This is a genomic window from Rhizobium sp. Root1212 (genome assembly GCF_001424985.1).
In the GTDB taxonomy this organism is placed as follows: Bacteria; Pseudomonadota; Alphaproteobacteria; order Rhizobiales; family Rhizobiaceae; genus Pararhizobium.
On sequence record NZ_LMDA01000014.1, the window covers coordinates 1 to 23,982 of the forward strand.

18 protein-coding genes and 1 pseudogene are annotated in these 23,982 nt (G+C 63.3%); 7 read left to right on the top strand and 12 right to left on the bottom strand.

The window, feature by feature from the left end; all coding sequences use genetic code 11:
- Positions 1 to 482, top strand: a pseudogene (locus ASC86_RS15280) (hypothetical protein); the annotation flags it as partial.
- Positions 483 to 686: 204 nt separating this feature from the next.
- On the opposite strand, the gene ASC86_RS15285 reads toward ASC86_RS15280, so the two are convergent.
- From ASC86_RS15285 to ASC86_RS15300, 4 genes are all read right to left on the bottom strand, one after another.
- Entirely contained in the window at positions 687 to 1,724 is a 1,038-nt protein-coding gene (locus ASC86_RS15285) for an Ldh family oxidoreductase (RefSeq protein WP_056322829.1), read from the bottom strand.
- A 113-nt stretch (positions 1,725 to 1,837) separates the two neighbouring features.
- Positions 1,838 to 2,056 carry a hypothetical protein gene (locus ASC86_RS15290; protein ID WP_056322831.1) on the bottom strand — a complete coding sequence of 73 codons (219 nt, stop codon included), beginning with the start codon at positions 2,054 to 2,056 and terminating at the stop codon, positions 1,838 to 1,840.
- Between the two features lie 25 nt (positions 2,057 to 2,081).
- Positions 2,082 to 2,228, bottom strand: coding sequence for a hypothetical protein (locus tag ASC86_RS25865; protein WP_156387071.1), 147 nt, complete (start codon positions 2,226 to 2,228; stop codon positions 2,082 to 2,084).
- A 127-nt stretch (positions 2,229 to 2,355) separates the two neighbouring features.
- Positions 2,356 to 2,904, bottom strand: coding sequence for a cupin domain-containing protein (locus ASC86_RS15300; RefSeq protein ID WP_056322836.1), 549 nt, complete (start codon positions 2,902 to 2,904; stop codon positions 2,356 to 2,358).
- 144 nt (positions 2,905 to 3,048) lie between these two features.
- Between ASC86_RS15300 and ASC86_RS15305 the strand changes: the two genes are divergently transcribed.
- The 4 genes from ASC86_RS15305 to ASC86_RS15320 all read left to right on the top strand — a co-directional run bounded on the left by ASC86_RS15305 (position 3,049) and on the right by ASC86_RS15320 (position 12,014).
- On the top strand, positions 3,049 to 4,386 hold the full coding sequence (locus ASC86_RS15305; RefSeq protein ID WP_056322839.1) for an aspartate aminotransferase family protein: 1,338 nt from the start codon (positions 3,049 to 3,051) through the stop codon (positions 4,384 to 4,386).
- A gap of 118 nt (positions 4,387 to 4,504) precedes the next feature.
- Positions 4,505 to 5,839, top strand: coding sequence for a glutamine synthetase family protein (locus ASC86_RS15310; RefSeq protein ID WP_244477621.1), 1,335 nt, complete (start codon positions 4,505 to 4,507; stop codon positions 5,837 to 5,839).
- Positions 5,840 to 5,851: 12 nt separating this feature from the next.
- The gene (locus tag ASC86_RS15315; RefSeq protein WP_056322845.1) at positions 5,852 to 7,141 is read left to right on the top strand and encodes an FAD-binding oxidoreductase; all 1,290 of its coding nucleotides are present in this window, start codon (positions 5,852 to 5,854) and stop codon (positions 7,139 to 7,141) included.
- A gap of 220 nt (positions 7,142 to 7,361) precedes the next feature.
- The gene (locus tag ASC86_RS15320; RefSeq protein WP_056322848.1) at positions 7,362 to 12,014 is read left to right on the top strand and encodes a hypothetical protein; all 4,653 of its coding nucleotides are present in this window, start codon (positions 7,362 to 7,364) and stop codon (positions 12,012 to 12,014) included.
- Positions 12,015 to 12,200: 186 nt separating this feature from the next.
- Here ASC86_RS15320 and ugpC read toward each other — a convergent pair whose 3' ends face one another.
- The 8 genes from ugpC to ASC86_RS15360 all read right to left on the bottom strand — a co-directional run bounded on the left by ugpC (position 12,201) and on the right by ASC86_RS15360 (position 21,953).
- A complete protein-coding gene (gene ugpC / locus ASC86_RS15325; protein WP_056322851.1) occupies positions 12,201 to 13,289 on the bottom strand; it encodes a sn-glycerol-3-phosphate ABC transporter ATP-binding protein UgpC in 1,089 nt (362 codons plus the stop codon).
- 10 nt (positions 13,290 to 13,299) lie between these two features.
- Positions 13,300 to 15,546, bottom strand: coding sequence for a glycoside hydrolase family 2 TIM barrel-domain containing protein (locus tag ASC86_RS15330; RefSeq protein WP_056322854.1), 2,247 nt, complete (start codon positions 15,544 to 15,546; stop codon positions 13,300 to 13,302).
- A 9-nt stretch (positions 15,547 to 15,555) separates the two neighbouring features.
- Entirely contained in the window at positions 15,556 to 16,365 is an 810-nt protein-coding gene (locus tag ASC86_RS15335; RefSeq protein WP_056322856.1) for a carbohydrate ABC transporter permease, read from the bottom strand.
- Entirely contained in the window at positions 16,362 to 17,258 is an 897-nt protein-coding gene (locus tag ASC86_RS15340) for a sugar ABC transporter permease (RefSeq protein WP_056322859.1), read from the bottom strand. Before ASC86_RS15340 ends, ASC86_RS15335 begins: the two co-directional genes overlap by 4 nt.
- A 167-nt stretch (positions 17,259 to 17,425) precedes the next feature.
- Complete coding sequence (locus ASC86_RS15345) at positions 17,426 to 18,694, bottom strand: sugar ABC transporter substrate-binding protein (protein WP_056322861.1); 1,269 nt, start codon at positions 18,692 to 18,694, stop codon at positions 17,426 to 17,428.
- A gap of 131 nt (positions 18,695 to 18,825) precedes the next feature.
- Entirely contained in the window at positions 18,826 to 19,893 is a 1,068-nt protein-coding gene (locus tag ASC86_RS15350) for a LacI family DNA-binding transcriptional regulator (protein ID WP_280136982.1), read from the bottom strand.
- Between the two features lie 171 nt (positions 19,894 to 20,064).
- Positions 20,065 to 20,697 (bottom strand): PQQ-binding-like beta-propeller repeat protein, encoded by a 633-nt coding sequence (locus ASC86_RS15355; RefSeq protein WP_056322866.1) that lies wholly within the window; start codon positions 20,695 to 20,697, stop codon positions 20,065 to 20,067.
- Between the two features lie 35 nt (positions 20,698 to 20,732).
- Positions 20,733 to 21,953 (bottom strand): hypothetical protein, encoded by a 1,221-nt coding sequence (locus tag ASC86_RS15360; RefSeq protein WP_056322868.1) that lies wholly within the window; start codon positions 21,951 to 21,953, stop codon positions 20,733 to 20,735.
- Between the two features lie 92 nt (positions 21,954 to 22,045).
- Between ASC86_RS15360 and ASC86_RS15365 the strand changes: the two genes are divergently transcribed.
- Positions 22,046 to 22,744 (top strand): DUF899 domain-containing protein, encoded by a 699-nt coding sequence (locus ASC86_RS15365; RefSeq protein WP_056322872.1) that lies wholly within the window; start codon positions 22,046 to 22,048, stop codon positions 22,742 to 22,744.
- 28 nt (positions 22,745 to 22,772) lie between these two features.
- A complete protein-coding gene (locus ASC86_RS15370) occupies positions 22,773 to 23,981 on the top strand; it encodes an MFS transporter (RefSeq protein ID WP_056322982.1) in 1,209 nt (402 codons plus the stop codon).
- Position 23,982 lies beyond the last annotated feature (1 nt).

Here is a 23,982-nt window from a genome sequence, read left to right on the forward strand (position 1 = left end):
ACGACTTCATCCCGGCGACCGTCGTCGGCTATGCGGAATGGCCGAAGAACACGCCAAACTATYGCGACGACGACGTCTCGCTGATGATCGGCGTCGATACCTGCGTCTTCCACGGCTTCGTCAATTGCGGCGCCGTCGGCGCGATCACCGGCATCGGCTGCGTGCTGCCGAAGGAAGTCATCCACATGTGCAACCTGTCGCAGGCGGCCGCCGAGGGCGACGTCGATGCCCGCGCCCGCGCGCTGGAGCTGGAAGCCGCGCTCGGCGTGCTCTCCTCCTTCGACGAAGGTCCGGATCTGGTGCTCTACTTCAAGCACATGATGGTGCTGAAGGGCGAYGCCGAATACGCGCTGCACTTCAATGCCGACGACGCRCTTTCCGACAGCCAGCGCGGCTATGTCGAAGCCCAGCTCAAGCTATTCGACACCTGGTATGCCGAATGGAGCAAGCTCCCCGGCGCCGTCCAGAAGTACAAGGCGTAAGCCGCCGTCGCAAAATGCGACAACCGAGATGTGCAAAAGGGGCCGAAAGGGCCCCTTTTCAATGGGATGGCAGGTCCACCTCCCTCTCTATCGTCATCCTCGGCCTCGTGCCGAGGATCTTCCAGCCTCTCCACAGTCGCGGAGACCCGGCAGATGCTCGGGACAAGCCCGAGCATGACGGAGAGAGGCCGTTCGAAAGTCCCATCAAGCGATGGCGTCGAGCCCCAACTCCTCCAGCCGGTCGAGCTGCTTCATCTCGTCGGCCGTCAGCGTGACGCCCTTGTCCGTCGAGACCGCGCGGGCGGCATATCGACGCTGCGAGGGCAGGCGTGCGCCCTGGCCGGCGATCGCCTCGAACAGGGTTTCGGCGCGGGCAAAGGGATCACCGTCACGGCCGGCGGCAAAGGCCTGCGGCGAGAAGGCGAGGATGAGTTCGCCATGGCGCGGCGCAAGTGTCGTGGTGCCGAGATAGTCGAGTACTTCCGGGCTCGTCATGTCGCCGATCATGATGCCGGCCAGAAGCTCGATCATCGTCGAGATGGCGGAACCCTTGTGGCCGCCGAAGGGCAGCATGGCGCCGGCGAGCGCGGCTTCCGGCTCCGTCGTCGGCTTGCCGTCGGCATCGATCGCCCAGCCTTCCGGCAGGGATTTGCCGGCGCGGCGATGCAGTTCGATCTCGCCGCGGGCGGCGACCGAGGTTGCGAAATCGAAGACGTAAGGCGAGCTGCCCGAACGGGGCCAGCCGAAGGCGAAAGGATTGGTGCCGAGCAGTGGCTTGGTGCCGCCGGAGGGGGCGACCGTGGCATAGCTCGGGCACATGACGAGGGCAGCTAGGCCACGTTCCGTCACCGCCTCGACCTCCGGCCACAGCGCCGAGAAATGGGTGCAGTCGTTGATCACCAGTGCGGCAAGCCCGCAGGTGCGCGCCCGCTCGGCAAGCGCCGAGACGCCAAGCTCGAACGCCGGATTGGCAAAACCGCCCTTGGCATCGACCTTGACGATGGCCGAGGCCGGCTGCTGCACCAGCTCGGGCTCGGCAAGCGGATTGACCTTGCCGGCCTTGACGGTGCGCAGCGCACCCTCGATGCGGTAGATGCCGTGGGATTTACAGGCATCGCGCTCGCCCGCGACGATGACGCGCGCCAGCGCGCCGGCCTGGATGTCGTTCAGTCCGCTCTTGCGGAAGATCGTTTCGACGCGCTGATGCAGCGCCTCAATCGTCAAGGTGGTCGTCTGGGTCATGATCGTCTCTCTGCTGGGCGGCCGATTTTGTGTTGCATACACAGCGTATACAAACTTGGAGCCGACGCAAACCGTGATCTTGTCATAGGTTGATGCGTAGCGCCAAATGGGCTTCAGGGCGCGGGCTTGAACGTCCACTTCACGACATAATTGCCGTTGCGCTTTCTTTTGGTTTTCGTCTTGACCACGACGGGGCCGCCGAGTTCCCGTTCCGCATCCGCGAAAGCGCGCCGGGCCTCCGCCATGGCCTTATGATAGCTGCTGTTGTCGCGTCGCGGGCTATTGGCCATCGCCTGCATCAGGGCGATCATATCCTTGGCATCTTCGCCCATGCTGTGATCCGTTCAGGACGGCAGGTCAGACATCTTGCCTGCCGTCGAATTGCGAGTTGGCTTCCAGTTGGCGGTCATTGGAGAGAAGGCCGCGGGCCGCTCCGATGATCCCCGCCCAGCAGGTCAGGGAAATCAGTATCGCAACAATCAGTCCACGCAAGCGAATCGTCATCAACAGGTCCTGGGTCATTCTCGGGCGGCAACACCTGCACATCCGGTGTGGCATGAATAGGCCGGCAGACTTCACGATTTCGCTATCCAAGACATTCAAAATTGAGCAATCGGTGATTTTGCCGTGATCAGAAACTCGGTGGCGTGCAGGCGCTGATGACCTCGCAAGCTACCGGCCCGACGCAGCGGAAACGGTGGGGACGGTGGCTTTCGAAATAATAGGCATCGCCTGGACCAAGGATGCGCCGCTCGTCGCCGACGGTGATCTCCATGCGGCCGGAAAGCACGATGCCGCCTTCCTCGCCCTCATGGGCCAGCAGCACCTTGCCGGTATCGGCGCCGGGCTGGTAGCACTCCTTCAGGATCTGCAGGCTGCGGCCGAACAGGTTTTCGCCGATCTGCCGGTAGGAAATCGGCCCCTTGCCGATCTCCGTCAGTTCGTCCGCCTGATAGAAGGCCTTTTTCGGCCGGTCGGGCTCGAAGGCGAAGAATTCCGCCAGGCCGATGGGGATGCCGTCAAGGATGCGCTTCAACGCCCCGACCGAGGGATTTGCGGCGTTGGATTCGATCAGCGAGATCGTCGAATTGGTCACGCCCGCGCGTCTTGCGAGTTCGCGTTGCGACATATTGCGCGCCATGCGCAGGTGCCTGAGCCTGCCTCCGATATCCACCGACATGGCGTTCCTCCTGTTTTCCTTGTTCGAAATATCGAAACATCCACTGCGCCAGTTCAATAATTTCAATGTGTTGATGTCAACAAGAAAAGGACTTGTTCGGAAATCGAAAGCATGGCGTCAATCGGCCATCAGAGGAGATTTGCCATGAACGTTCACAACAAGCCCAATGCGCCGGTGCTCGACAGTTACTGGATGCCGTTTACCGCCAACCGCCAGTTCAAGGCTGCCCCGCGGCTGCTCGCGTCTGCCGAGGGCATGCATTACACAAGCACCGACGGCCGTACCGTTCTGGATGGCACCGCAGGCCTCTGGTGCGTCAATGCCGGCCACGGCCGCCGCCAGATCGCCGCCGCCGTCGAGCGTCAGCTGACGCAGATGGATTTTGCGCCCTCCTTCCAGATGGGCCACCCGATCGCCTTCGACTTCGCCGAGCGTCTGGCCGAGATCGCGCCGGGACCGGAGGGCAACAAGCTCGACCGGGTGTTCTTCACCGGCTCCGGCTCGGAATCGGTCGATACGGCGCTGAAGATCGCCATCGCCTACCAGCGCGCCATCGGTCAGGGCACGCGAACCCGGCTCATCGGCCGCGAGCGTGGCTATCATGGCGTGGGCTTCGGCGGCATTTCGGTCGGCGGCATCGTCAACAACCGCCGCGTCTTCCCGCAGCTTCCCGGCTCCGACCACCTGCGCCACACCCATGACCTTTCCCGCAACGCCTTCGTCAAGGGACAGCCAGAACACGGCGCCGAACTGGCCGACGATCTGGAGCGGCTGGTGGCGCTGCATGGCGCGGAAACCATCGCCGCCTGCATCGTAGAACCGGTCGCCGGCTCGACCGGCGTGCTCATTCCGCCGAAGGGCTATCTCGATCGCCTCCGCGCGATCTGCGACCGCCACGGCATTCTTCTGATCTTCGATGAGGTCATCACCGGTTTCGGCCGCCTCGGGGCTGCCTTCGCCACCGATTATTTCGGCGTGACGCCGGATATCGTCACGACCGCCAAGGGCCTCACCAACGGCGCAATCCCGATGGGGGCTGTCTTTGCCAGCCGCAAGGTGCATGACGCGCTGATGCACGGCCCGGAAAACGTGATCGAGCTGTTCCACGGCTACACCTATTCCGGCCATCCGGCTGCCTGCGCCGCCGGTATCGCCACCCTCGATATCTACCGCGACGAGGGGCTGCTCACCCGCGCCGCCGAATTGCAGGACGACTGGCATGCCGCCCTGCACTCGCTGAAGGGCTTGCCGCATGTGATCGACATCCGCACCATCGGCCTGATCGCCGGCATCGAGCTTGCCTCGCGCGACGGTGCGCCGGGAGCGCGGGCCTATGACGTCTTCGTCGATTGCTTCGAAAAGGGTCTGCTGATCCGCGTCACCGGCGATATCGTCGCCTTCTCGCCGCCGCTGATCGCGGAAAAATCCCATATCGAGCAGCTCGTCTCGATCTTCGGCGACGCGTTGAAACGCGCCGCCTGACACCGCCGGCGGTGGATTGTCCGCCGCTGGACTTCTCCGGCTTTTTGCCGCAAAGCCTAGGGAATTGTCTTCTCAAGGCTTTGCGGCCGGATTTTCAATGCCCGATGGAGCGCCCGTCATGAATGCAGACCAGTCCCCCAGAACCTCGGCGGCAATGGGGGCGCATGTGTTTGCGGCGATCACCGACATGAACGGCATTTTTCGCGGCAAGCGGGTTCCGGCCGAAAAGCTTTCGAAGCTTGAGAAGGAGGGCATCCGCATGCCGCTCTCCTCGATCGGCGTCGATGTCTGGGGCACCGATGTCGCCGGAACGAAATTGACGCTGGAGCGGGGCGATCTCGATGGCATCTGCATGCCGACCGGGCGCGGGCCTCTCGATCTCGGCTTCGGCGGACCCGTCCTGCCGATGTGGATGACGAAGGAAGACGGCACGCCCTATTTCGCCGATGGCCGCCATCTGCTCGCCGATATTCTGGCGCGCTACAAGAAGGTCGGTCTGACGCCGATGGTGGCGACCGAGGTCGAGTTCTTCCTGATCGATCCGCACTCGGAGCGTCCGGCACCGGCCCATGGCGGCCCTGGCAGCCCGCCGCGGGAGTTCGACAATATCTATTCGCTGGAAGAGTTGAACGAGGTCGGCCCGTTTCTCGACGAGGTCTATGCCACGGCGCAAGCCTGCGGCATAACCGTCGATGCGGCGATTGCCGAAGGGGCGGGGCGCCAGTTCGAGTTCAATCTTGTGCATCAGGCCGATGCGCTGAAGGCTGCGGAAGACACGCTCTATTTCAAGCATATCCTGCGCAACATCGCCCGCCGTCATGGCTTCCTCGCCTGCTTCATGGCCAAGCCCTACCCGGATTTCGCCGGCAGCGGCCTGCATGTGCATTTTTCGATGCTGGATGCGCAGGGGCGCAACGTCTTCGACGACGGCACGGCGCGTGGATCGGATATCATGCTCGGCGCGGTCGGCGGCCTGCTCGACAGCATGGCCGATATGACGCTGATCTTTGCGCCGCATCTCAATTCCTACCGCCGGCTTTGCCGTGGCGGGCTCGCACCGACCACGGTCGGCTGGGGTTATGAAAACCGCACCGCGGCGCTGCGCATTCCCGGCGGGCCCAATGCCGCCCGCCGCATCGAACACCGCGTCGCCGGCATCGATGCCAATCCCTTACTCGTGCTCGCGGCAATCCTCGCCGGCGCGCTCGACGGCATTGTCCGCAAGCTCACGCCGGCAGCGCCGGTCGGCACCAATTCGCACGAACTGGAACTGCCGATGCTCGCCAAGGACTGGCGGCAGGCTCTGGAGCGTTTCGAGACCGCCGAGAGCACCGGCCGCCTTCTCGATCCCGAATTCGTCGCCTGCTTCGCCGCCTGCAAGCAGCAGGAGCAGGACGTCTTCGCCTCGAAGGTGACCGATTTCGAAATCGCCACCTACCGCCATTCCGTCTAACCGAGATCAGGCATGGCCGAGCCCTACTGCAAATCCTATTATGCCGCGACCGCCAACCCCGTCGCGCCCTTCGCCAGGTTGGAAGGCGACCTCGATGTCGATGTCGCGATCATCGGCGGCGGCTTCACCGGCGTTTCGACGGCGCTCGGACTGGCGGAAAAGGGCGTCTCTGTGGCGCTTCTCGAAGCCAATCTGATCGGATGGGGCGCATCGAGCCGCAATGGCGGCCAGATCACCGGCTCGCTTTCCGGCGACCGGGCGATGCTGAAGCAGTTCCGCCGCGTACTGGGCGATGGCGTCGATGATTTCGTCTGGAACCTGCGCTGGCGCGGTCACGAAATCATCCGCAATAGGGTCGAAAAATACGGCATCGCCTGCGACCTGAAATTCGGCCACATGCACGCCGCCTTCAAGCCCTCCCATGTCGGCGAGCTGGAGGAGATGCACCGGCTGGCGCTTGCCCACGGCATGGGCGATGAGGTGGAGCTGGTTCGGGGCGATGCGGTACGGGACATCGTCGATACCGATCTCTACGTCGCCGGGCTCGTCAACCGGCGCAACATGCACGTCCATTCGCTGAACCTCTGCCTCGGCGAGGCGGATGCGGCCCGAAGCCTCGGCGCCCGTATCTTCGCCGATACGCGAGTGCAGGACATCCGCCATGGCCGCCGCGTGGAGCTGATGACCAATGGCGGCCGGGTGCGGGCGGACAAGGTGCTGCTGGCCGGCAATGCCTCGCACAGGCTGGCGCGCGGCAGGCTCGCCGGGCTGCTTTTCCCGGCAACGCTCGGCATCATCACCACCGAACCGCTCTCCGAAGAGATGGCCCGCCGCCTTAACCCGCAGGATCTGGCCGTCTACGATACCCGCTTCGTGCTCGACTACTACCGCCTGACCGCCGATCGTCGCCTGCTGTTCGGCAGCGGCACCAACTATACCGGCCGGGAGAGCGGCAGCGTCGAGCGGGAGCTTCGCCCGGCACTGGAAAAGACCTTTCCCCAATTGAAAGGCATCGGCATCGATTTCGCCTGGCAGGGGCAGGATGGCATCACCATCAACCGCATCCCGCAGTTTGGCCGCCTCAGCGACAATGTCTTCTATGCGCAGGGCTATTCCGGCCATGGCGTCGCCACCTCCCATATCGTCGGGGAGATCATGACCTCGGCGCTGACCGGGAACCCACGCGAATTCGATATCTTCGCCAGCGCCCGTCACTGGCGGCTGCCGGTCGGCCGTTTCCTCGGCAATCAGGCGCTGGCGATCGGCATGTGGTATTTCCAGCAGCGCGAAAAATTCCGCTGAACCGCCCGGCGAAATTCGCTCTTCCTATCAGCCTCAGGCAAGCCTCTTCGCGCATGAATGGCACACTGCGCGCAGAAGCGGGTGTGCCGATTCTCTCTGAAATTGTAGTCAAGTACTTATTTATACTGCATTTTCTTGACAGCTTTCGAAGCCCTTCGATGCACGCGGCCATGCCTTGCGCGCCGGCGCCTCCGTGATCAGATACCAAAGGGCTTCGTTTATGACTTCGACCATTCCTTCGCTGAGCGTCAGCCAGATCAGGTCTCTGTCGACCGCGGCAATCGCCGCCTGGTCCACGGAAGACATCGCTGCGCTGTCGACCACGCAGATCAAGGCCCTTTCCTCCGGTCAGGTCTCAGCGCTGGAAACGGAAGATTTCGCGGCGATGTCGAAGACGCAGGTCAGCGCCATCGCGCCGGCGGCGATTGTCGGCCTCAGCATCGACCAGTTGCTTCTCCTGACGACGGACAAGATCACCGGTCTGGCGACGGGACAGATCGCGGCGCTGAAGACGACGCAGATCGGCGCCCTCGGCTCGGATCAGATCGAAGCCCTGAGCGCCCTGCAGGTCGCGGCGCTGACGTCTTCGCAGCTCGCCATGCTGGCGCCCGATGAGATCGCCACCTTCACGACCGAGGAAATCGCCGCCCTCAAGGCTGGCTCGCTTCCGGGTCTCCCCTCAGCAAGCCTCGCAGCGCTCAGCAGCGAACAGGTCGCGGCCCTCAGGACGAACCAGATCGCGGCGCTGAAATCCGGCCAGATCGCGGCGCTGACACCGGATCAGGTGGCAGCGCTTTCGACCACGCAGGTCGCGGCGCTGACCGCAGTACAGGTCAAGTCGCTTCCGACCGCAAGCATCGCTGCGCTCTCCTCGACGCAGATCGCGGCCCTGAGCGCCAAGGCCGTTCCGGGCCTGTCCACCACCCAGATCGCCGTCCTCACGACGGAGCAGGCCGAGGCGCTGACCACGACCCTCGTCGCCGCCTTGTCCTCCACCCAGCTTGCCGCCTTCAGCTCCGCAGATCTCGCGGCCTTCTCGACGGACGACATTGCCGCGATCAGCACCGCCGCGCTTGCCGGCCTTCCGGCGTCCCTGTTCGCAACGCTCAGCTCCGAACAGGCGGCTGTGCTGAAGACGACCCAGATCGCGGCCCTGAAGACCACGCAGATCGCCGCGCTCACCTCGGCCCAGGTCGCGGCGCTGACCACGGCGCAGATCGGGGCCTTGAGCCTCGCCCAGCTGAAGGTTCTCTCCACGGAAAACCTCGCGGCCTTCTCCACCGGCCAGATCGCAGCGATCAGCACCCGCGCCGTTCCGGGCCTGACGACGGCCCAGATGGGCGTCCTGAGCACGGCCCAGGCCGAAGCGCTGACCTCTGTGCTGGTCGGCGCCATGAGCGCAAACCAGCTTGCAGCTCTTGGCTCCGCCGAACTCGCGACTTTCTCGACCGCCGATATCGCGGCGATCAGCGCGTCGGCGATTTCCGGCCTTTCCACCGCCGCCATCGCGGCGCTCAGCAGCGATCAGGCGGCCGTGCTGAAGACCAGCCAGGTCGCGGCCTTGAAGACGGGGCAGGTCGCCGCGCTCACCTCCGGCCAGATCGCCGCCCTCAACACCGCCCAGATCGCCGTGCTCGCCTCCGCGCAGCTCAAGGCGCTGTCGAGCGACGCCATGGCGGCGCTTTCGGCCGATCAGATCGCCGCCGTCAACGCGCGCACCATCGCCGGCCTCAGCTCCTCCCAGATCGCAGCGCTTTCGACGACGCAGGTCGAGGCCCTGAATTCGGCGCAGATCGCCTCTCTCACGTCCACACAGATCGCGGCGCTGAGCACCGAAGACCTCGCGACCTTCACCGAAGCCGAAATCGCCGCGATCAATACCAGTGCCGTTTCCGGCATTTCCACTGCCAACATCGCCGTGCTCAAGTCCGAGCATGCGGGGGCGCTGAAGACGACGCAGATCGCCGGCCTGAAAACCGCCCAGATCGCCGCCTTAACCTCGGCGCAGATCGCCGCGCTGACCACAGCCCAGATCGCGGCTCTGAGTTCCGCGCAGGTCGCCGCCCTTTCGAGCGGCAGCCTTGCGGCGCTTTCGGCCGATCAGGTGGCAGCCCTCACCGCCAAGGCGGTGGTGGGGCTGACCTCGGCCCAGGTCGCCGCTCTTTCCACGACGCAGGTCGAGGCGCTGACCACGGCGCAGGTTGCCGCCCTCGGCTCGCCGCAGATCGGGGCGCTCAGCAGCGAAGCGCTGGCGACCTTCCTCGAAGACGAGATCGCCGCCATCAGCGTCGTTGCGATCGCCGGCCTTTCGACCGCCAATATCGCCGCCCTCAGCGCCGATCAGGCGGCCGCGCTGAAAACCAGCCAGATCGCGTCCTTGAAGACGGCGCAGATCGCCGCCCTAACCTCCAGCCAGCTTGCCGCCCTCGGCACTGGGCAGGTTGCAGCGCTCAGTTCCGCGCAGGTTAAGGTGCTGACGACCGACAGCATTGCGGCCCTGACGGCAGACCAGATCGCCGCGCTGAGCACGAAATCGGTTTCCGGCCTGACCTCGGCGCAGGTCGCCGCGCTTTCCACCACGCAGGTTGAGGCGCTGACCGCAGCGCAGGTAGCTCTCCTGAACGCCTCGCAGATCGGTGCGCTCGGCACGGCGGCCCTTGCGACCTTCTCCGATGACGAAATATCGGCGATCTCCGCCGCCGCAATCTCCGGCCTCTCCACCGCCAATATCGCGGCGCTGACGCCCGATCAGGCCGCTCTTCTGAAAACGACCCAGATCGCCGCCCTGAAATCGGCGCAGATCGAAGTGCTGACGTCCAGCCAGATCGCCGCACTTTCGACGGCGCAGGTCGGGGCGCTGACCTCCCTGCAACTGGCGGCGCTGACGACCGCCGGCATCACCGGCCTTTCGGCCGATCACATCGCGGCGCTTTCGACCGGCGCCATCGGCGGCCTTTCGAGCTCCCATATCGGCGCGCTCTCGACGGTGCAGGCGGAGGCGCTGACCTCGGCGCTGGTCGGCGTTCTGACCTCGGCGCAGATGGCAGCCCTGACCTCGGCGGATCTCGCGACCTTCTCGACGGCGGATATCGCCGCGATCAGCGCGGCGGCGCTTGCTGGGCTTTCCAGCGAAACGGTCGCGACCCTGACGCCGGATCAGGTCTCCGCCCTGACCTCGGCGCAACTGGCGGTCCTGTCCTCCGCTCACTCGGGAGCCTTGACCTCGGCGCAGCTTGCCGTTCTCAGCACGGCGCAGATGGGCGCGCTCGGATCGGCTGCGCTTTCGGGGCTTTCGACGGAGAGCATCGCAGCGCTTTCGGCTGACCAGATCGCCGCCCTCAGCGTCAAGGCGATTCCCGGCCTATCGACCGCGCAGATCGATGCGCTTTCGGCAAGCCAGATCGACGTACTGACTTCCACCCAGATCGCGGCCCTTACCGGCGCGCAGCTCGGGGCGATGAGTGCGGCGGATATCGCCACCTTCTCCGAAGACGAGATCGCCGCCATCGGCACAGCCGCTCTTTCCGGACTTTCGGGCGATGCCATCGGCGCGCTGGATCCCGATCAGGTCGCGGCCCTGACCGCGGCGCAGGTCGGTGTGCTGAATGCCGGGCAGATCGCGTCCTTGACCTCGGCCCAGATCGCCGCCATGAGCACCGCCCAGATATCAGCGCTTAGCGCCATGCAGGCGGCAGCGCTCGCCGGCAGTATCGGCTCGCTCACGACGGAGCAGGTCGGTGCGCTCACCACCAAGGCGCTCGCCGGGCTGACCTCGACGCAGGTCGGCGCACTCTCGACGGTGCAGGCGGAAGCCTTGAGCACGGCGCAGGTCGCAAGCCTCACCTCCACCCAGATCGCGGCCCTTGGCAGCGCCAATCTCGCTGTTTTCTCGACGGCCGATATCGCCGCGATCACCACGGGCGCCCTTGCCGGCCTCACCTCGGATGGCGTGTCCGCCCTCGGCTCCGACCAGATCGCGGCACTTTCGGCCGCCCAGATCGGCGTGCTATCGTCGAGCCAGATCGGGGCACTGACCTCGGCCCAGATCGCCAATCTCGCCACGACGCAGATTGCGGCCCTCAGCGCGGGCGGCGTTGCCGGCCTTGCGGGTGCAAGCCTCGGCGCGCTGTCGAGCGACCAGATCGCGGCTTTGTCGACCAAGGCGATCGGCGGGCTGACGACGACGCAGATCAATGCGTTGTCGACGACGCAGGTCGAAGCCCTGACGACGACCCAGGTCGGCGCGCTCAGCTCGACGCAGATCGCAGCCCTCGGCACGGATGATATCGCTGTCTTCTCGAGCGCCGATATCGCCGCGATCAGCGCCTCCGCCTTTACCGGCCTGTCCACCGGCAATATCGCGGCGCTCAGCTCCGAGCAGACGGCGGCGTTGAAGACGACGCAGATCGCGGCCCTGACCTACAACCACATCCGGGCGCTGACCACGACCCAGATCGGCGGACTGACGAGCGAACAGGTCGGCTCGCTCAACGCCGTGCATCTGGCAGCCTTCGGAACCGCCAATATCGGCTTGCTGTCGACGGATCAGATCGCGGCGATGAGCCCGAAGGCGATCGTCGGCCTGACCACCGCCCAGATCGTGGCGCTTTCCACCGCCCAGGTGGAGGCGCTGACGCCGGCACAGGTGGCGGGCATGACCTCGGCCCAGATCGCAGCGCTGACGACGGACGGCCTTGCCACCTTCTCGACCGGCGATATCGCGGCGATCACCGCAGCGGCCATTGCCGGCCTGTCGAGCGGCGACATCACCAGCCTCAGCAGCACCCAGCTGCAGGCCATCACTGCAAGCCAGATCGAAGCGATGACCGGCGACCAGATCGCCGCGATCATTACGGCCTATCAGAACTTCTAATCGGCCTCCTACAAACGCAGACAGCCCGGCATTGACCGGGCTGTCCTGTCGGCAATGGCACCACTCTCTCCGTCGTCATCCTCGGTCGGGCCTGACCCGAGGATCTTACAGCCTCTCGTCGAATTGAGAGGCTAATGGATGCTCGGCTCGGAGGCCGAGCATGACAAGGGGAGAGTTTGGAAAGGGCTACCGCATGCGCATCCCATCCTTGTCGAAAAGATAGGCGCGGGCTGCGGAAAGTCCCACGGCGAGCTTTTCCCGGTTGCCGACGCTGCGCGAATCCTCGCGCTCGATGATGATCCGTTCTTCCGGCGAGACATGGGCGTAGACATAGCTGGTATTGCCGAGATGTTCGGCAACGTCGATATCGACGATCATGTCGGTATCGCCTTCGCCAGCGGCGCGGAAATGTTCGGGCCGGATGCCGAGGCTCACATCATCGCCGGCTTTGACAGATGTTGACGTAATAGGAAGATCAAGCCGCACGTCCGGCTGATTGGTCAGTGCGATCTGGGCGGAACCATTACCCGTAGAGACGATGCGCGCCTTCAGAAAATTCATGCGCGGCGAGCCGATGAAGCCGGCGACGAACATGTTGTCGGGGTCGTCGTAGAGATCAAGCGGGGCGCCGACCTGTTCGACGATGCCGGCGCGCAGCACGACAATCTTGTCGGCGAGCGTCATCGCTTCGACCTGATCGTGCGTGACGTAGACGATCGTCGATTTCAGCGTCTTGTGCAGCTTGGCGATCTCGACGCGCATGTGCACGCGCAGTTCGGCATCGAGGTTGGACAGAGGCTCGTCGAACAGGAAGACATCGGGATCGCGCACGATGGCGCGGCCGATCGCCACCCGCTGGCGCTGGCCGCCGGAAAGCGCCTTGGGCTTGCGGTCCATCAGCGGTCCGAGTTCGAGAATGCGGGCGGCCTCGTTGACACGGGCGTCCACTTCTTCTTTCGCAGCGCCGGCGAAACGCAGGGCAAAACCCATGTTTTCCCGCACCGTCATATGCGGATAGAGTGCATAGGACTGGAATACCATGGCGATGCCGCGTTTCGACGGATCGACATCGTTCATCACCTTGCCGCCGATGGTGAGTTCCCCGGAGGTGATGTCTTCAAGCCCGGCGATCATCCTCAGAAGCGTCGATTTCCCGCAGCCGGAAGGGCCGACGAAAACCACGAATTCGCCGGTATCGATCTTGAGATCGACGCCCTTGATGATTTCCACCGCGCCAAAACTCTTGCGTATGTCGGTCAGGCGAACATCGGTCATGGGTCGCGTCTCAGTTGATCGTGAAGGTGACGGTCTGGGTGTCGAAGCGGCGGCTCTTGACCGTGAGGCTGAGCCTGCCGGTCTCATCGCCCGCTTCGATCCAGAAGCCGGTCGCCCCACCCTTCAGCGTATGCTCTGCCGGTCCGATGATGCGGCCCGGTCCTTCCAGAACGAGCGATACCGGCTCTTCGAAGAAAGGCAGCAGATTGCCGCATTGATCGAGCGCGCGCACGACGACGCGGGTCGCATCCTTCTCGCCGCTGCGCAGCACCGTGTCGTCCGGCGTCACTTCGAGCGTGGCCGGAACCGGATCGGCTGGCATGGTGATCGATTTCACCGCCTTGCCATCGACGAAGCCGGTGATCGTGCCTTCGCGCCAGACGCGGCCCCAGGTGCCGAATTCCTCCGGCGTCACTGTGCGCAGGTCGAGCACGACCGGCGGGTGGGGTAGGTGCGGATAATTCTCCTTGTCGGGATAAATGCGCTTCGGTGCCCATTCGCCGAACTTCACTTCTACGTAGTCGCAGTTGGTCAGCACGATCAGCGGCAGCACCCCGCCGATATTGCGCTCGCCGCGCGCCCAGAAGGTGACCGGCTGCAGCACGACCTTCTCTGATGGTTCGCCCTGCGAGGCATAAGCGTAAGCCGCGAGTTTCGGAATGCGGTACATATCGAGCACGCCATGATAGCAGATGCGGTCGCCGGAGCCGAAATCCTTGTGAGTGTTGTAGTCGAACATGCACCAGCCGGTGGAGCCGGAAATATTGCTGTCGCCGGCCACCGCATTGAGGATCAGCAGGTGGCGGGTGACGTGCTCGGCCTGCCGCTGCTCCTGGTCGAAGCGCTTGGTCGGGTACATATGGCCGTTATATTCGGTGATCATGTAGGGGATCGGCCGGGTGATGCCGGTCGTCTCCACCCGATCGCGCAACACGACGCGGCCGCGATTGTTGCCGGGCATTTCCTCCTGCCCGAGGATGAAGTCGTTCATCGTGTAGACGTCTTCGAGCAGTTCGGAGTTGGTGATGAAGCGTACGCCGCCGGTCTGGCGGGTCGGGTCCAGTTCGCGGGCGAGACGGTTGGTCTCGGCGTAGAAGGCGTGGTTGTCCTGGCTTTCGTTGATGCGCACGCCCCAGATGATGATCGACGGATGGTTCCAGTCGCGCTCGATCATGCGGCGGACGTTTTCGATCGATTCCTGCTGCCAGGTCTCGCCGCCGATATGCTGCCAGCCGGGGATTTCCTCAAAGCAGAGCAGGCCGATCTCGTCACAGCGGTCGAGGAACCACTTCGACTGCGGATAATGCGAGGTGCGCACGATGTTGCAGGCGAGTTCGTGCTTGAGGATATCGGCGTCCTTTTCCTGCGCCCGCCGGCCCATGGCATAGCCGGTGTGCGGCCAGGCCTGATGGCGGTTGAGGCCGCGCAGCTTCAGGGGCTTGCCGTTGAGCAGGAAGCCATCCGGCGTGAACTGCGCCGTGCGGAAGCCGAAGCGCTGGGTAAGGACGTCTTCGCCGTGTGGCGTTTCGAGCTTCAGCGATAGGGCGTAGAGGGCGGGATTGTCGATATCCCAGAGATGGACATCGGTCAGATCGGAAAAGGTGAAGAAGGCTTCGTTGCCCTCGACGGAAACCGATGCCGAACCAATTTCACCACCGCCCTGCTTGCGAATCTTGGCGGCTAGCGTGCCGGACACGGCGAGGCCCTGCGGATTGGCAAGGAAGACGCGCGCCGTCACTGTCTTCTTCTCGGCAAGGGCGTCCGGCGTCTCGATCTTCACATTGGCGATCGAGATCGGGCTTGCGACCTTCAGCCAGACATCGCGGTAGATGCCGGCGTAGCAGAGATAGTCGATTTGGCCGCCGAAGGGCGGGATTTCGGGGTTTTCGGAACCGTCGATCTTCACCGTGATCAGGTTTTCGCCGTGCTTCACGTGCGGCGTCAGACGTGCTTCGAAGGGGGTATAGCCATCCTTGTGGGCGATGATCTTTTCGCCGTTGAGATAGACGACGCTATCGGCCATCGCCGCATCGAAGACGAGGGAGACTTCACGGCCCTCGAATTCCGGTCGCCAGTCGAAACGCTTCTGGTAGGTGAACGGCTTCTGGTATTCGGTCTCGTCGAAATAGTTGTAGGGCAGTTCGATGGCGCTATGCGGCAGGCGCACGGTCTCGCCCGGCTGCAGGCTTGCGACCTTTGCGGCATCGAAGCCGTGGCTGAAGATCCAGTTTCCATTGAAACTCTCGGTAATGCGCATGGGAATTTCCTATTTCACTGAGCCGAGCATGCCCTGCACGAACTGGCGCTGCATGACGAAGAAGACGAGGAGGGTGGGGAGCGTGGCGAGAATGGTGCCGATCATCACCACGCCGTAATCGGGGTAATAGGCCGAGGCGAGCGAGGAGACGACGAGGGTGATCGTCTTGGTCTCGTTGGATTGCAGCACGATCAGCGGCCAGAGGTAGTTGTTCCAGTTGGTCATGAAAACGATGACCAGCGCCGCCGCATAGGTGGAGCGCATGACGGGAACGTAGATGTAGAGGAAGATCTGCCATTCCTTCAGGCCGTCCACCTTGGCGGCGTCGCGCAGCTCGGTCGGGAAAGCCTTGGTCGACTGGCGGAAGTAGAAGATGATGAAGGCGGACGCGATGGTCGGCAGCATGATGGCGATATGGGTGTTGATGAGCCCGGTCTTCGCCATCATCATGAACAGCGGGATCATCAGCGCCGCGAAGGGCACCATCAGCGTCAACAGCACGAGCGTATAGATACGGTCGCGCGCCTTCGACTTGAACATCTCGAAGCCGTAACCGGCAAGCGACGAAAAGACGATGGTGAGCAGCGTCGCGACAATTGCAACCTTGGCGGAATTCCAGAAAACCAGGGGCACATCGACCTGGGTGAAGAAATTCGCGACATTTGTCGCGAAAGCCGCGCCAAAACTCGTCTTGCCGCCGATGATGTCGATCGAGCTGTTGGTCGAGCTGATGACCATCCAGAAGAACGGAAACAGCGAAAGGAAGGCGGCCACGCCAAGGAAGGCATATTGCAGGCCGGTGCTGAAGAGGCGGTTCATGACCGGTCCCTCGCGGCATAGAATTGCAGGAACGAGAACAGTGCCACCATAATCACGATCACATAGGAAAGGGTCGCCGCGTAGCCGAAGCTCGGCATGAAACGGAAGGTGAGGTTGTAGATGTAGAGTGACAGCGTCAGCGTCGAATTGGCCGGGCTGCCGCGACCTTCCGTCAGGTTATAGACCTCGTCGAATAGCTGGATCGTACCGATGGTCGAGATGATGGTGGTGAACAGGATCACCGGCTTCAGCATCGGAATAGTGATGTAGACGAACCGCGCCCAGGCCGGAACGCCGTCGATCCGTGCGGCCTCGTAGATCGATTTGTCGATGTTCTGCAGGGCGGCGAGATAGAAGATCATGTTGTACCCGGTCCAGCGCCACGTAATGGCAAGGATCACGAGCAGCTTGGCCCAGAAGGGTTCGGTCAGCCAGCCGATCGGCGAGCCGATCAGGCCGATCGCCATCAGCGCCTGATTGACGACGCCATCGACGGAAAACATGCTCTTGAACAGCACGGAATAGGCGACCAGCGAGGCAACGCAGGGCAGGAAGATCGCGGTGCGGAAGAAGCCGATGAATTTCAGCCGGTCATTGTTGAGCACCGATGCCAGCAACAGCGCCAGCAGGATCATGATCGGCACCTGCACCACGAAGAAGGTGACGGTGTTTTTCAGTGCCTGAAAGAAAACCGGGTCGTTCCAGAGGCGCACGATATTGGCCGTGCCGCCGAATTTCATCATCATGCCCTTGCCGGTAAAGAAGGACAGATAGAGCGAACGGAAGATCGGATAGACGAGGAAGATCGAGATCAGCGCGACGGACGGGGCGATGAACAGCCAACCGTTCAGATCGTAATAGCGCTTCAGTCCACCTGTTCTGCCGGCTGCCATGGAATAACTTTCGTGGGAGGGCTGCATTTTACGAGGCTAGCATCTCTCACTCCGTCATGGTCGGGCTTGACCCGACCATCTTCCAGCCCCTCCGCGCATGAGGACAGGCTGGTAGATCCTCGGCACAAGGCCGAGGATGACGAAGTGTGTGGAGCGGGGCGGCTAGATTATTGAATCTGCCCCTGGGCCTGGCTATCGATCGCCTTCAGCACCTCATCCACCGGCTTGCCCTGTCCGAGTTCCGGCAGATGCGCCGTCACGGCCGTATCCACCTCGTTGGTGAAGACGCCGTAGTTCACGGCCGGAACCTTGGCGAGCCAATCGGAAAAATTCTGCCAGACTTTTTCTCCGCCAAAGAAGGCATCGGCTTCCGAATAGGCAGCTCCCGTGCGAGCGGCGAGCAGCGAACCGACGGCGCCACGCTCGGTCAGGATCTTCTGGTAGAAATCGATATCCTTGGCATAGACCTCGTTGAGGAAGTCGATGGCCTCATCCTTTTCGGCAGAGCCAGACGTCACATACCAGCTGGAGCCACCGAGGTTCGAGGCGTTCGAAGCGCCTTCGACGTTCAGCTTCGGAATGGGCGCGACGCCCCACTTGCCGGACTGATCAGCCTGCGCCTTGACGGTGCCGGTGATCCAGACGCCTGTCGTAACGGATGCGACATCACCTGATGTGAAGGTGCCGACCCATTCGGTCCAGCCGGCGGCTGGCTTGTAGATGCCGGCCTGCAAAATCTTCTGCTCGGTTTCAAGCGCGGCCTTCAGCGCCGGATTACCCTCGATCGACAGATTGTTGTCCTTGTCGAAATACCAGCCGCCGGCCGATTGCATCAGGATGCGCACGAAGCCGGCATCGTTGACGTCGAGGCCGAGCATCTTCTTGCCGGTCTTTTCCTCGACAGCCTTGCCGATCTCGATATAGCGGTCCCAGGTCAGGTCCTGCATGTCTTCCGGCTTGAAGCCGGCCTGTTCGAGATAGTCCTTGCGGTAATAGAGGCCGGTGACGCCGGAATCGAAGGGCATACCGTAGACGGCGCCATCGAGCGTCATCAGTTGCACCTTGTAGGGCGCGAAGCCCGAGAAATCGATCTTGCTGGAAAGCTCGGCAAAGGCACCGGGGAAGGACTGCAGGTATTTCTGCGCACCGTAGTCTTCGATCAGGACGATATCCGGCAGTGCATCGGTGGTGCCGGAGGAAAGGGCCGTCTGCAGCTTCTGCTCGACGTCGGCCTTGGCGAAATCGACGATGTTGAAGGTCGTTTCAGGGTGCTTGGCGGTGTAGCGCGCACCGGCTTCCTTCATGATGGCGACGTTGAAATTGGGGTCCCAGCACCAGACGGTGATTTCGCCGGCAAAGGCGGCGGTGGATGCGAAAAGGCTGACGCCGCCGAGAGCGGCTGCCGCGAAGCGCGACAGAATGGTCCTGTTAAACATTGGTTCCTCCCAAGGAATGGCCGCCGACGGGTTCTCCTCTCCACCGGCTGCGCAAGATTTACCCAAAATGAGGGGCAACGCAACAGAAATTTAGTAAATATTTATTGCGCTGCGATGAGTGGCTGAATCTCTCAGGATTCCATGGGCTTGCGGCAGCTGTCGCGCCAGATGAGTTCGGTGGCGATGCGCACCTGCTTGCCGTAGCTGCGGCCGGAAAGGCGCTCCAGCAGCAGATCGACCGCGACTTCGCCGATGTGCTCGCCGTGGATGCGCACGGTCGAGAGCGGCGGTGTCAGGAACTGCGCAACGGGAATGTCGTTGAAAGAGACAACGGCGATATCGTCGGGAATGGTGAGCCCGACCTCGCGGACCGCCCGGTAGGTGCCGATCGCCATGTTATCGTTGGAGGTGACGACGACATCGGGGCGCTCCGGCAGCGACAGCAGATCGCGGGCGAGCTGGTAGCCGGTATCGAGCCTGAGGCTTTGACCGGAACTGCAATCGGAAAGCGCCAGCAAGGCCGGGTCGAAGCTGCCGTTTTTCGTCTGCCAGTCGATATAGGCGGCGCAGCGGCGTTCGGCGAATTGCTGCACCGCGCCGTTCAGGTTCTCATGGCTGCCGATGAAGCCGATCCGGCTGTATCCGGCGGTTTTCAGGCTTTCGAGGATCTTTTGCGTGGCAAGCCCGACATCGGCAAAGACGCTGTCGAAGCGGTCGTTCCGCGGGTCGAAATCGGCAAAGACCAGATGGCGGGCATGGTTTGCCAGCCACTCGATTTCGTTGTCGGAATGCTTGCCGATGACGATGACGCCGGAGGCGCTTTCGAGAAGTCCGGCTTCCGGCAGGTCGTCGGAGTGGAAGGCCTTGACGATCTCCGTCTTCAGGTCGCGGCAACGGTTTTCGATGCCGAGCCGCACGCCGATGTAGTAGGGGTCGGCGATCTCGTCGGAGGGTTCGAGAAAATGCACGATCACCAGCTTGGTCAGGAGCGTGGAAGCGGCCTGGCCGTTGGTCCGGTTGCGGTTGCGCGGCGTCTCGTAGTTCAGCGCTTCCGCCGTCTCGATGATCGCCTGGCGCTTGACCGGGGAGATGGAGAGAGCCGGATCGTAATTCAGGACACGCGACACCGTGGCCGGCGAGACGCCGACCGCCTTGGCGATTTCCTTGATCGTGACCATGCCTTCCTCCCGAGCGTCTATTTCAGTAAATTTTTACTCGGAGATCAAGTCCGCATTGCGGAACGGCCGGCAGATACTGAGATTTCCGGCTTATAGACAAGCCGGGCGGGCTTCTCAAGCAGGGGGGACGATAAGGAAATGCCGCCGGCTTTATCCGCTTCCACTGAAGAGAAGGAAAGCCGGCAGCCTGCGTCACGCCGGTTTGCGCACGGCGCGAACGGTGCCGCTGCGGCCGCCGCCGCAATAGAAGAGATCGGCACCATCGGATTCGAGGCCGGAAACGCCGGTGCCGGGCGGCATGGTGACGGTGTCGAGCACGGCGCCGGTTTTAGGGTCGATATGTCTGAGGTCGCTGTCATCGCCATCCCAGGTGCCGTGCCAGAGTTCGCCGTCTATCCAGGTGACGCCGGTGACGAGGCGGCTGCATTCGATGGTGTTCTGGATATCGCCCGTCTCGGGATCGATCCGGTGGATCTTGCGGCCACGATAGTTGCCGACCCAGAGCGAGCCTTCCGCCCAGGTAAGCCCGGAATCGCTGCCTTCTCCCGGCGCCGGAATGGTTGACAGCACGCGGCCGGACGCCGGATCGAGCTTCTGGATGCGGTCTTCGGCGATCTGGAAAAGATGTGTTCCGTCGAAGGCCGTGCCGGCATGGGCGGCGACATCGAGAGCGCGCAGGGTCTTGCCGGTTTTCGGGTCCAAGGCATTCAGCGTGTCTCCGGCCGCGAACCAGACGGACGTCCCGTCATAGGTGACGCCGTGCACCTGCTCCACATCGGGGAAGGGGCCGTATTCCTTGACGATTTCTGCTTGCGAGTGGGTCATTGCCATCTCCTGTCTGGTGTTTCGATGCCTTGAGCCTAGCCGCTCGGCAGGGGACCTGGGAGTAACAAGATTGTCGGGAATGTCGTGAGCGGCGGCACCATCCAGCGCCGCGCCCGTCCTTCGCCGATCGCCTGCACCTTGCCGTTTTCGGCAAGCCGTTCCAGCGCCCGCTGCACCGTGCGCGGGCTGGCACCAAGCGCGATGGAAAGCGCCGAACTCGCCCAGGCCTCGCCATCGGAGAGCAATGCCAGCACGTCGCCATGATCCTCCTCGACCGGCGGGGCGATGACGACGACCCGGCTGCTGCCACGCGGGATGAGGGCAAAGCCGTCGCGTGTGGCGCGGATGTCTGCGAAAGGCTGGAGCGCCACACGCAGCCGGCCGATTTCCACACGAAGCCGCGCGCGGTGGGATTCGTCCACATGCCGGGCGCGAAACGCATTGACCAGCAGCCGGGTTCTTGGGGCGTCGCCCGGCCAGGCCTCGCCGAGCGTGCGGGCCAGCGAAAACAGGACCGGGCGGGTGGTGAGCGAAAGGGAGGTTTCCGCGATCCGCAACCCGTTGCGGCAGGCGTCGATGACGAGGTCGCCCGCGGCCAAAAGCGCCTCGACCTCGTCGAGCAGGAGCGGTCGGCTTTCACCGCCCGAAACCAGCCGGGCCGCCGGCCGCTCCAAAACGCGGGCGGCCTCCTCGACTTCGGCCGAAAACGCCGGAACCCGCGCCACATCGGCCGCCTGCCGTGCCCGCGAAAAGGCCTCTCGGGCGTCCTTTATCTTCAGACGCCGGACGGCGATATTGGCGACGGCAAGCTCATGGGCGGCGCGGGCGAGAGGCGGCAGCGGCGAGGGATCGAAACCGGCGAGCAACCGCCCGGCCTCGTCCAGCCGCCCGATCAACAGCAGCCGGCGAACCGTCAGGTTGCGGGCATGGGCGGCATTCATATGTTCGCCATGGGCTTGGAGCACGGTCCACGCGGTTTCCAGCGCCTTGACCGGCCATGTGAGATCCCGCGACACAAGCGCGATTTCCGCTTCCGCGACGATGCAGCGGGCGCGGGCAAGCGCCTCCTTCGGCCCGAAGGCGCGGGCCGCTTGCTTCAACAGCGTTTTGGCGCGGCTGAGATCCCCAAGCTGGGCCATCGCGATGCCGCGCAGCGCCATGGCCGCCGCATCTTCGCGCAGCGCCACGCGCTTCAGCGCGCCGAGCGGATCGCCGGCCGAAAGGGCGCGCGCTGCCGCCGTGATCATCGAATCCATGGAAATCCCGTCACACTTGTAACTCCCACCCGCCGGCCTTCCGGCTTTATCTATATCGCCATTCCGAACCGGCAACAGACAAGGAGTTCATGATGCTTAACCCCGTCGTTTCGCATGAGGATTGGCTGGCGGCACGTCTCGACCTGCTCGCACAGGAAAAGGAATTCACCCGAAAGCGCGATGCGCTGACGCGCCAGCGCATGGCCCTGCCATGGGAGCGGGTGGAAAAGAGCTACAGCTTCGAGGGGCCGCAGGGCACTCTTTCGCTCGCCGATCTGTTCGAAGGGCGAAGCCAGCTCATCGTCTATCACTTCATGTTCGGCCCCGACTGGCAGGAGGGCTGCAAGTCCTGCTCCTTCTGGGCGGACAATTTCAACGGCATCCCGGTCCATCTCAATCATCGCGACGTGAGCTTCGTCGCGGTCTCGCGGGCGCCGTTCGCCAAGCTTGAAGCCTACAGAAAACGCCTCGGCTGGAGCTTCCCCTGGGTTTCTTCCGGTGGCAGCGATTTCAATTTCGATTATCATGCCTCATTCTCGGCGGAGGAGCTGGCCGAGGGGAGAGCCAATTACAACTATACGGCCCACTCGAATTTGCCCTCCGACATGGTCGGGATCAGTGTTTTCTACCGGAATGACGACAATGCGGTGTTTCACACCTATTCCTGCTACGGGCGCGGCGTCGAGATGGTCAACGGCACCTATCATTTCCTCGATCTCGTGCCGAAGGGTCGTGACGAGGACGCCTTGAGCTCCCCGATGGCATGGGTCCAGCGCCATGACCAGTATTGAACGGATATCGCGGCAAAGGGAGATGGACATGATCAATTCCGGATACCGTTGGGTGATCGTTGCCGCGGGCGGCCTTCTGGGCTGCCTCGCCATCGGCGCCATGTTTTCCCTGCCTGTCTTCCTCTTGCCGATTTCGCGGGAGACCGGCTGGTCGGTGACCGGCGTTTCGAGCGCCATGACCATCGGCTTTCTCGCCATGGCCTTTGCCAGCATCGCCTGGGGCGGCCTGTCGGATCGCTGGGGGCCGCGGCCGATCGTGCTGGCCGGGTCCGTTCTTCTGGCGGTGAGCCTGTTTCTGGCGAGCCGAACGACCTCGCTCATCGCGTTTCAGCTGGTGTTCGGCCTGCTGGTCGGAGTGGCCGCAGCGGCGATCTTTGCGCCGATGATGGCCTGCGTCACCGGCTGGTTCGATACCCATCGAAGCCTTGCCGTGTCACTGGTTTCCGCCGGCATGGGCATGGCGCCGATGACCATGTCGCCCTTTGCCGCCTGGCTCGTCACGATGCACGACTGGCGCACCTCGATGCAGATCATCGCGCTGCTCGTCGCCGTGGTGATGATCCCGGTGTCGCTGCTCGTGCGCCGGGCACCGGCTCTGGAAAGTGCGGCGATACAGGCGAACGGCCCGGCGGAACCGTCGATGTCACTTGGTGAAGTAGTAAGGTCGCCGCAGTTCATCATTCTGCTGCTCACCAATTTCTTCTGCTGCGCCACTCATTCCGGGCCGATCTTCCATACGGTGAGCTATGCGATCACCTGCGGCATTCCGATGATCGCGGCCGTGACGATCTACAGCGTCGAGGGGCTGGCAGGCATGGGGGGACGCGTCGTGTTCGGCCTGCTGGGGGATCGCTTCGGAGCCAAGCATATTCTGGTGCTCGGCCTGCTGGCCCAGGCTTTTGGCGCGCTGGCGTATGTCTTTGCGCAGGGGCTTGGCAGTTTCTATGCGGTGGCGGGGCTATTCGGCTTCATCTACGCCGGCGTGATGCCGCTTTACGCGGTCATTGCGCGGGAAAACTTTCCGCTGAAGATGATGGGAACGGTGATCGGCGGAACGGCCATGGCCGGCAGCCTCGGCATGGCAACCGGCCCGCTGGCTGGCGGGCTGATCTACGATACCTTCGCCAGCTATACGTGGCTCTATGTCGGCTCCTGGGGCATCGGCATCGGGGCGTTCCTGATCGCCATGCTGTTCAAGCCGATGCCGAAGGAACGGCTTGAAGCTGTGCCTGCCTGAG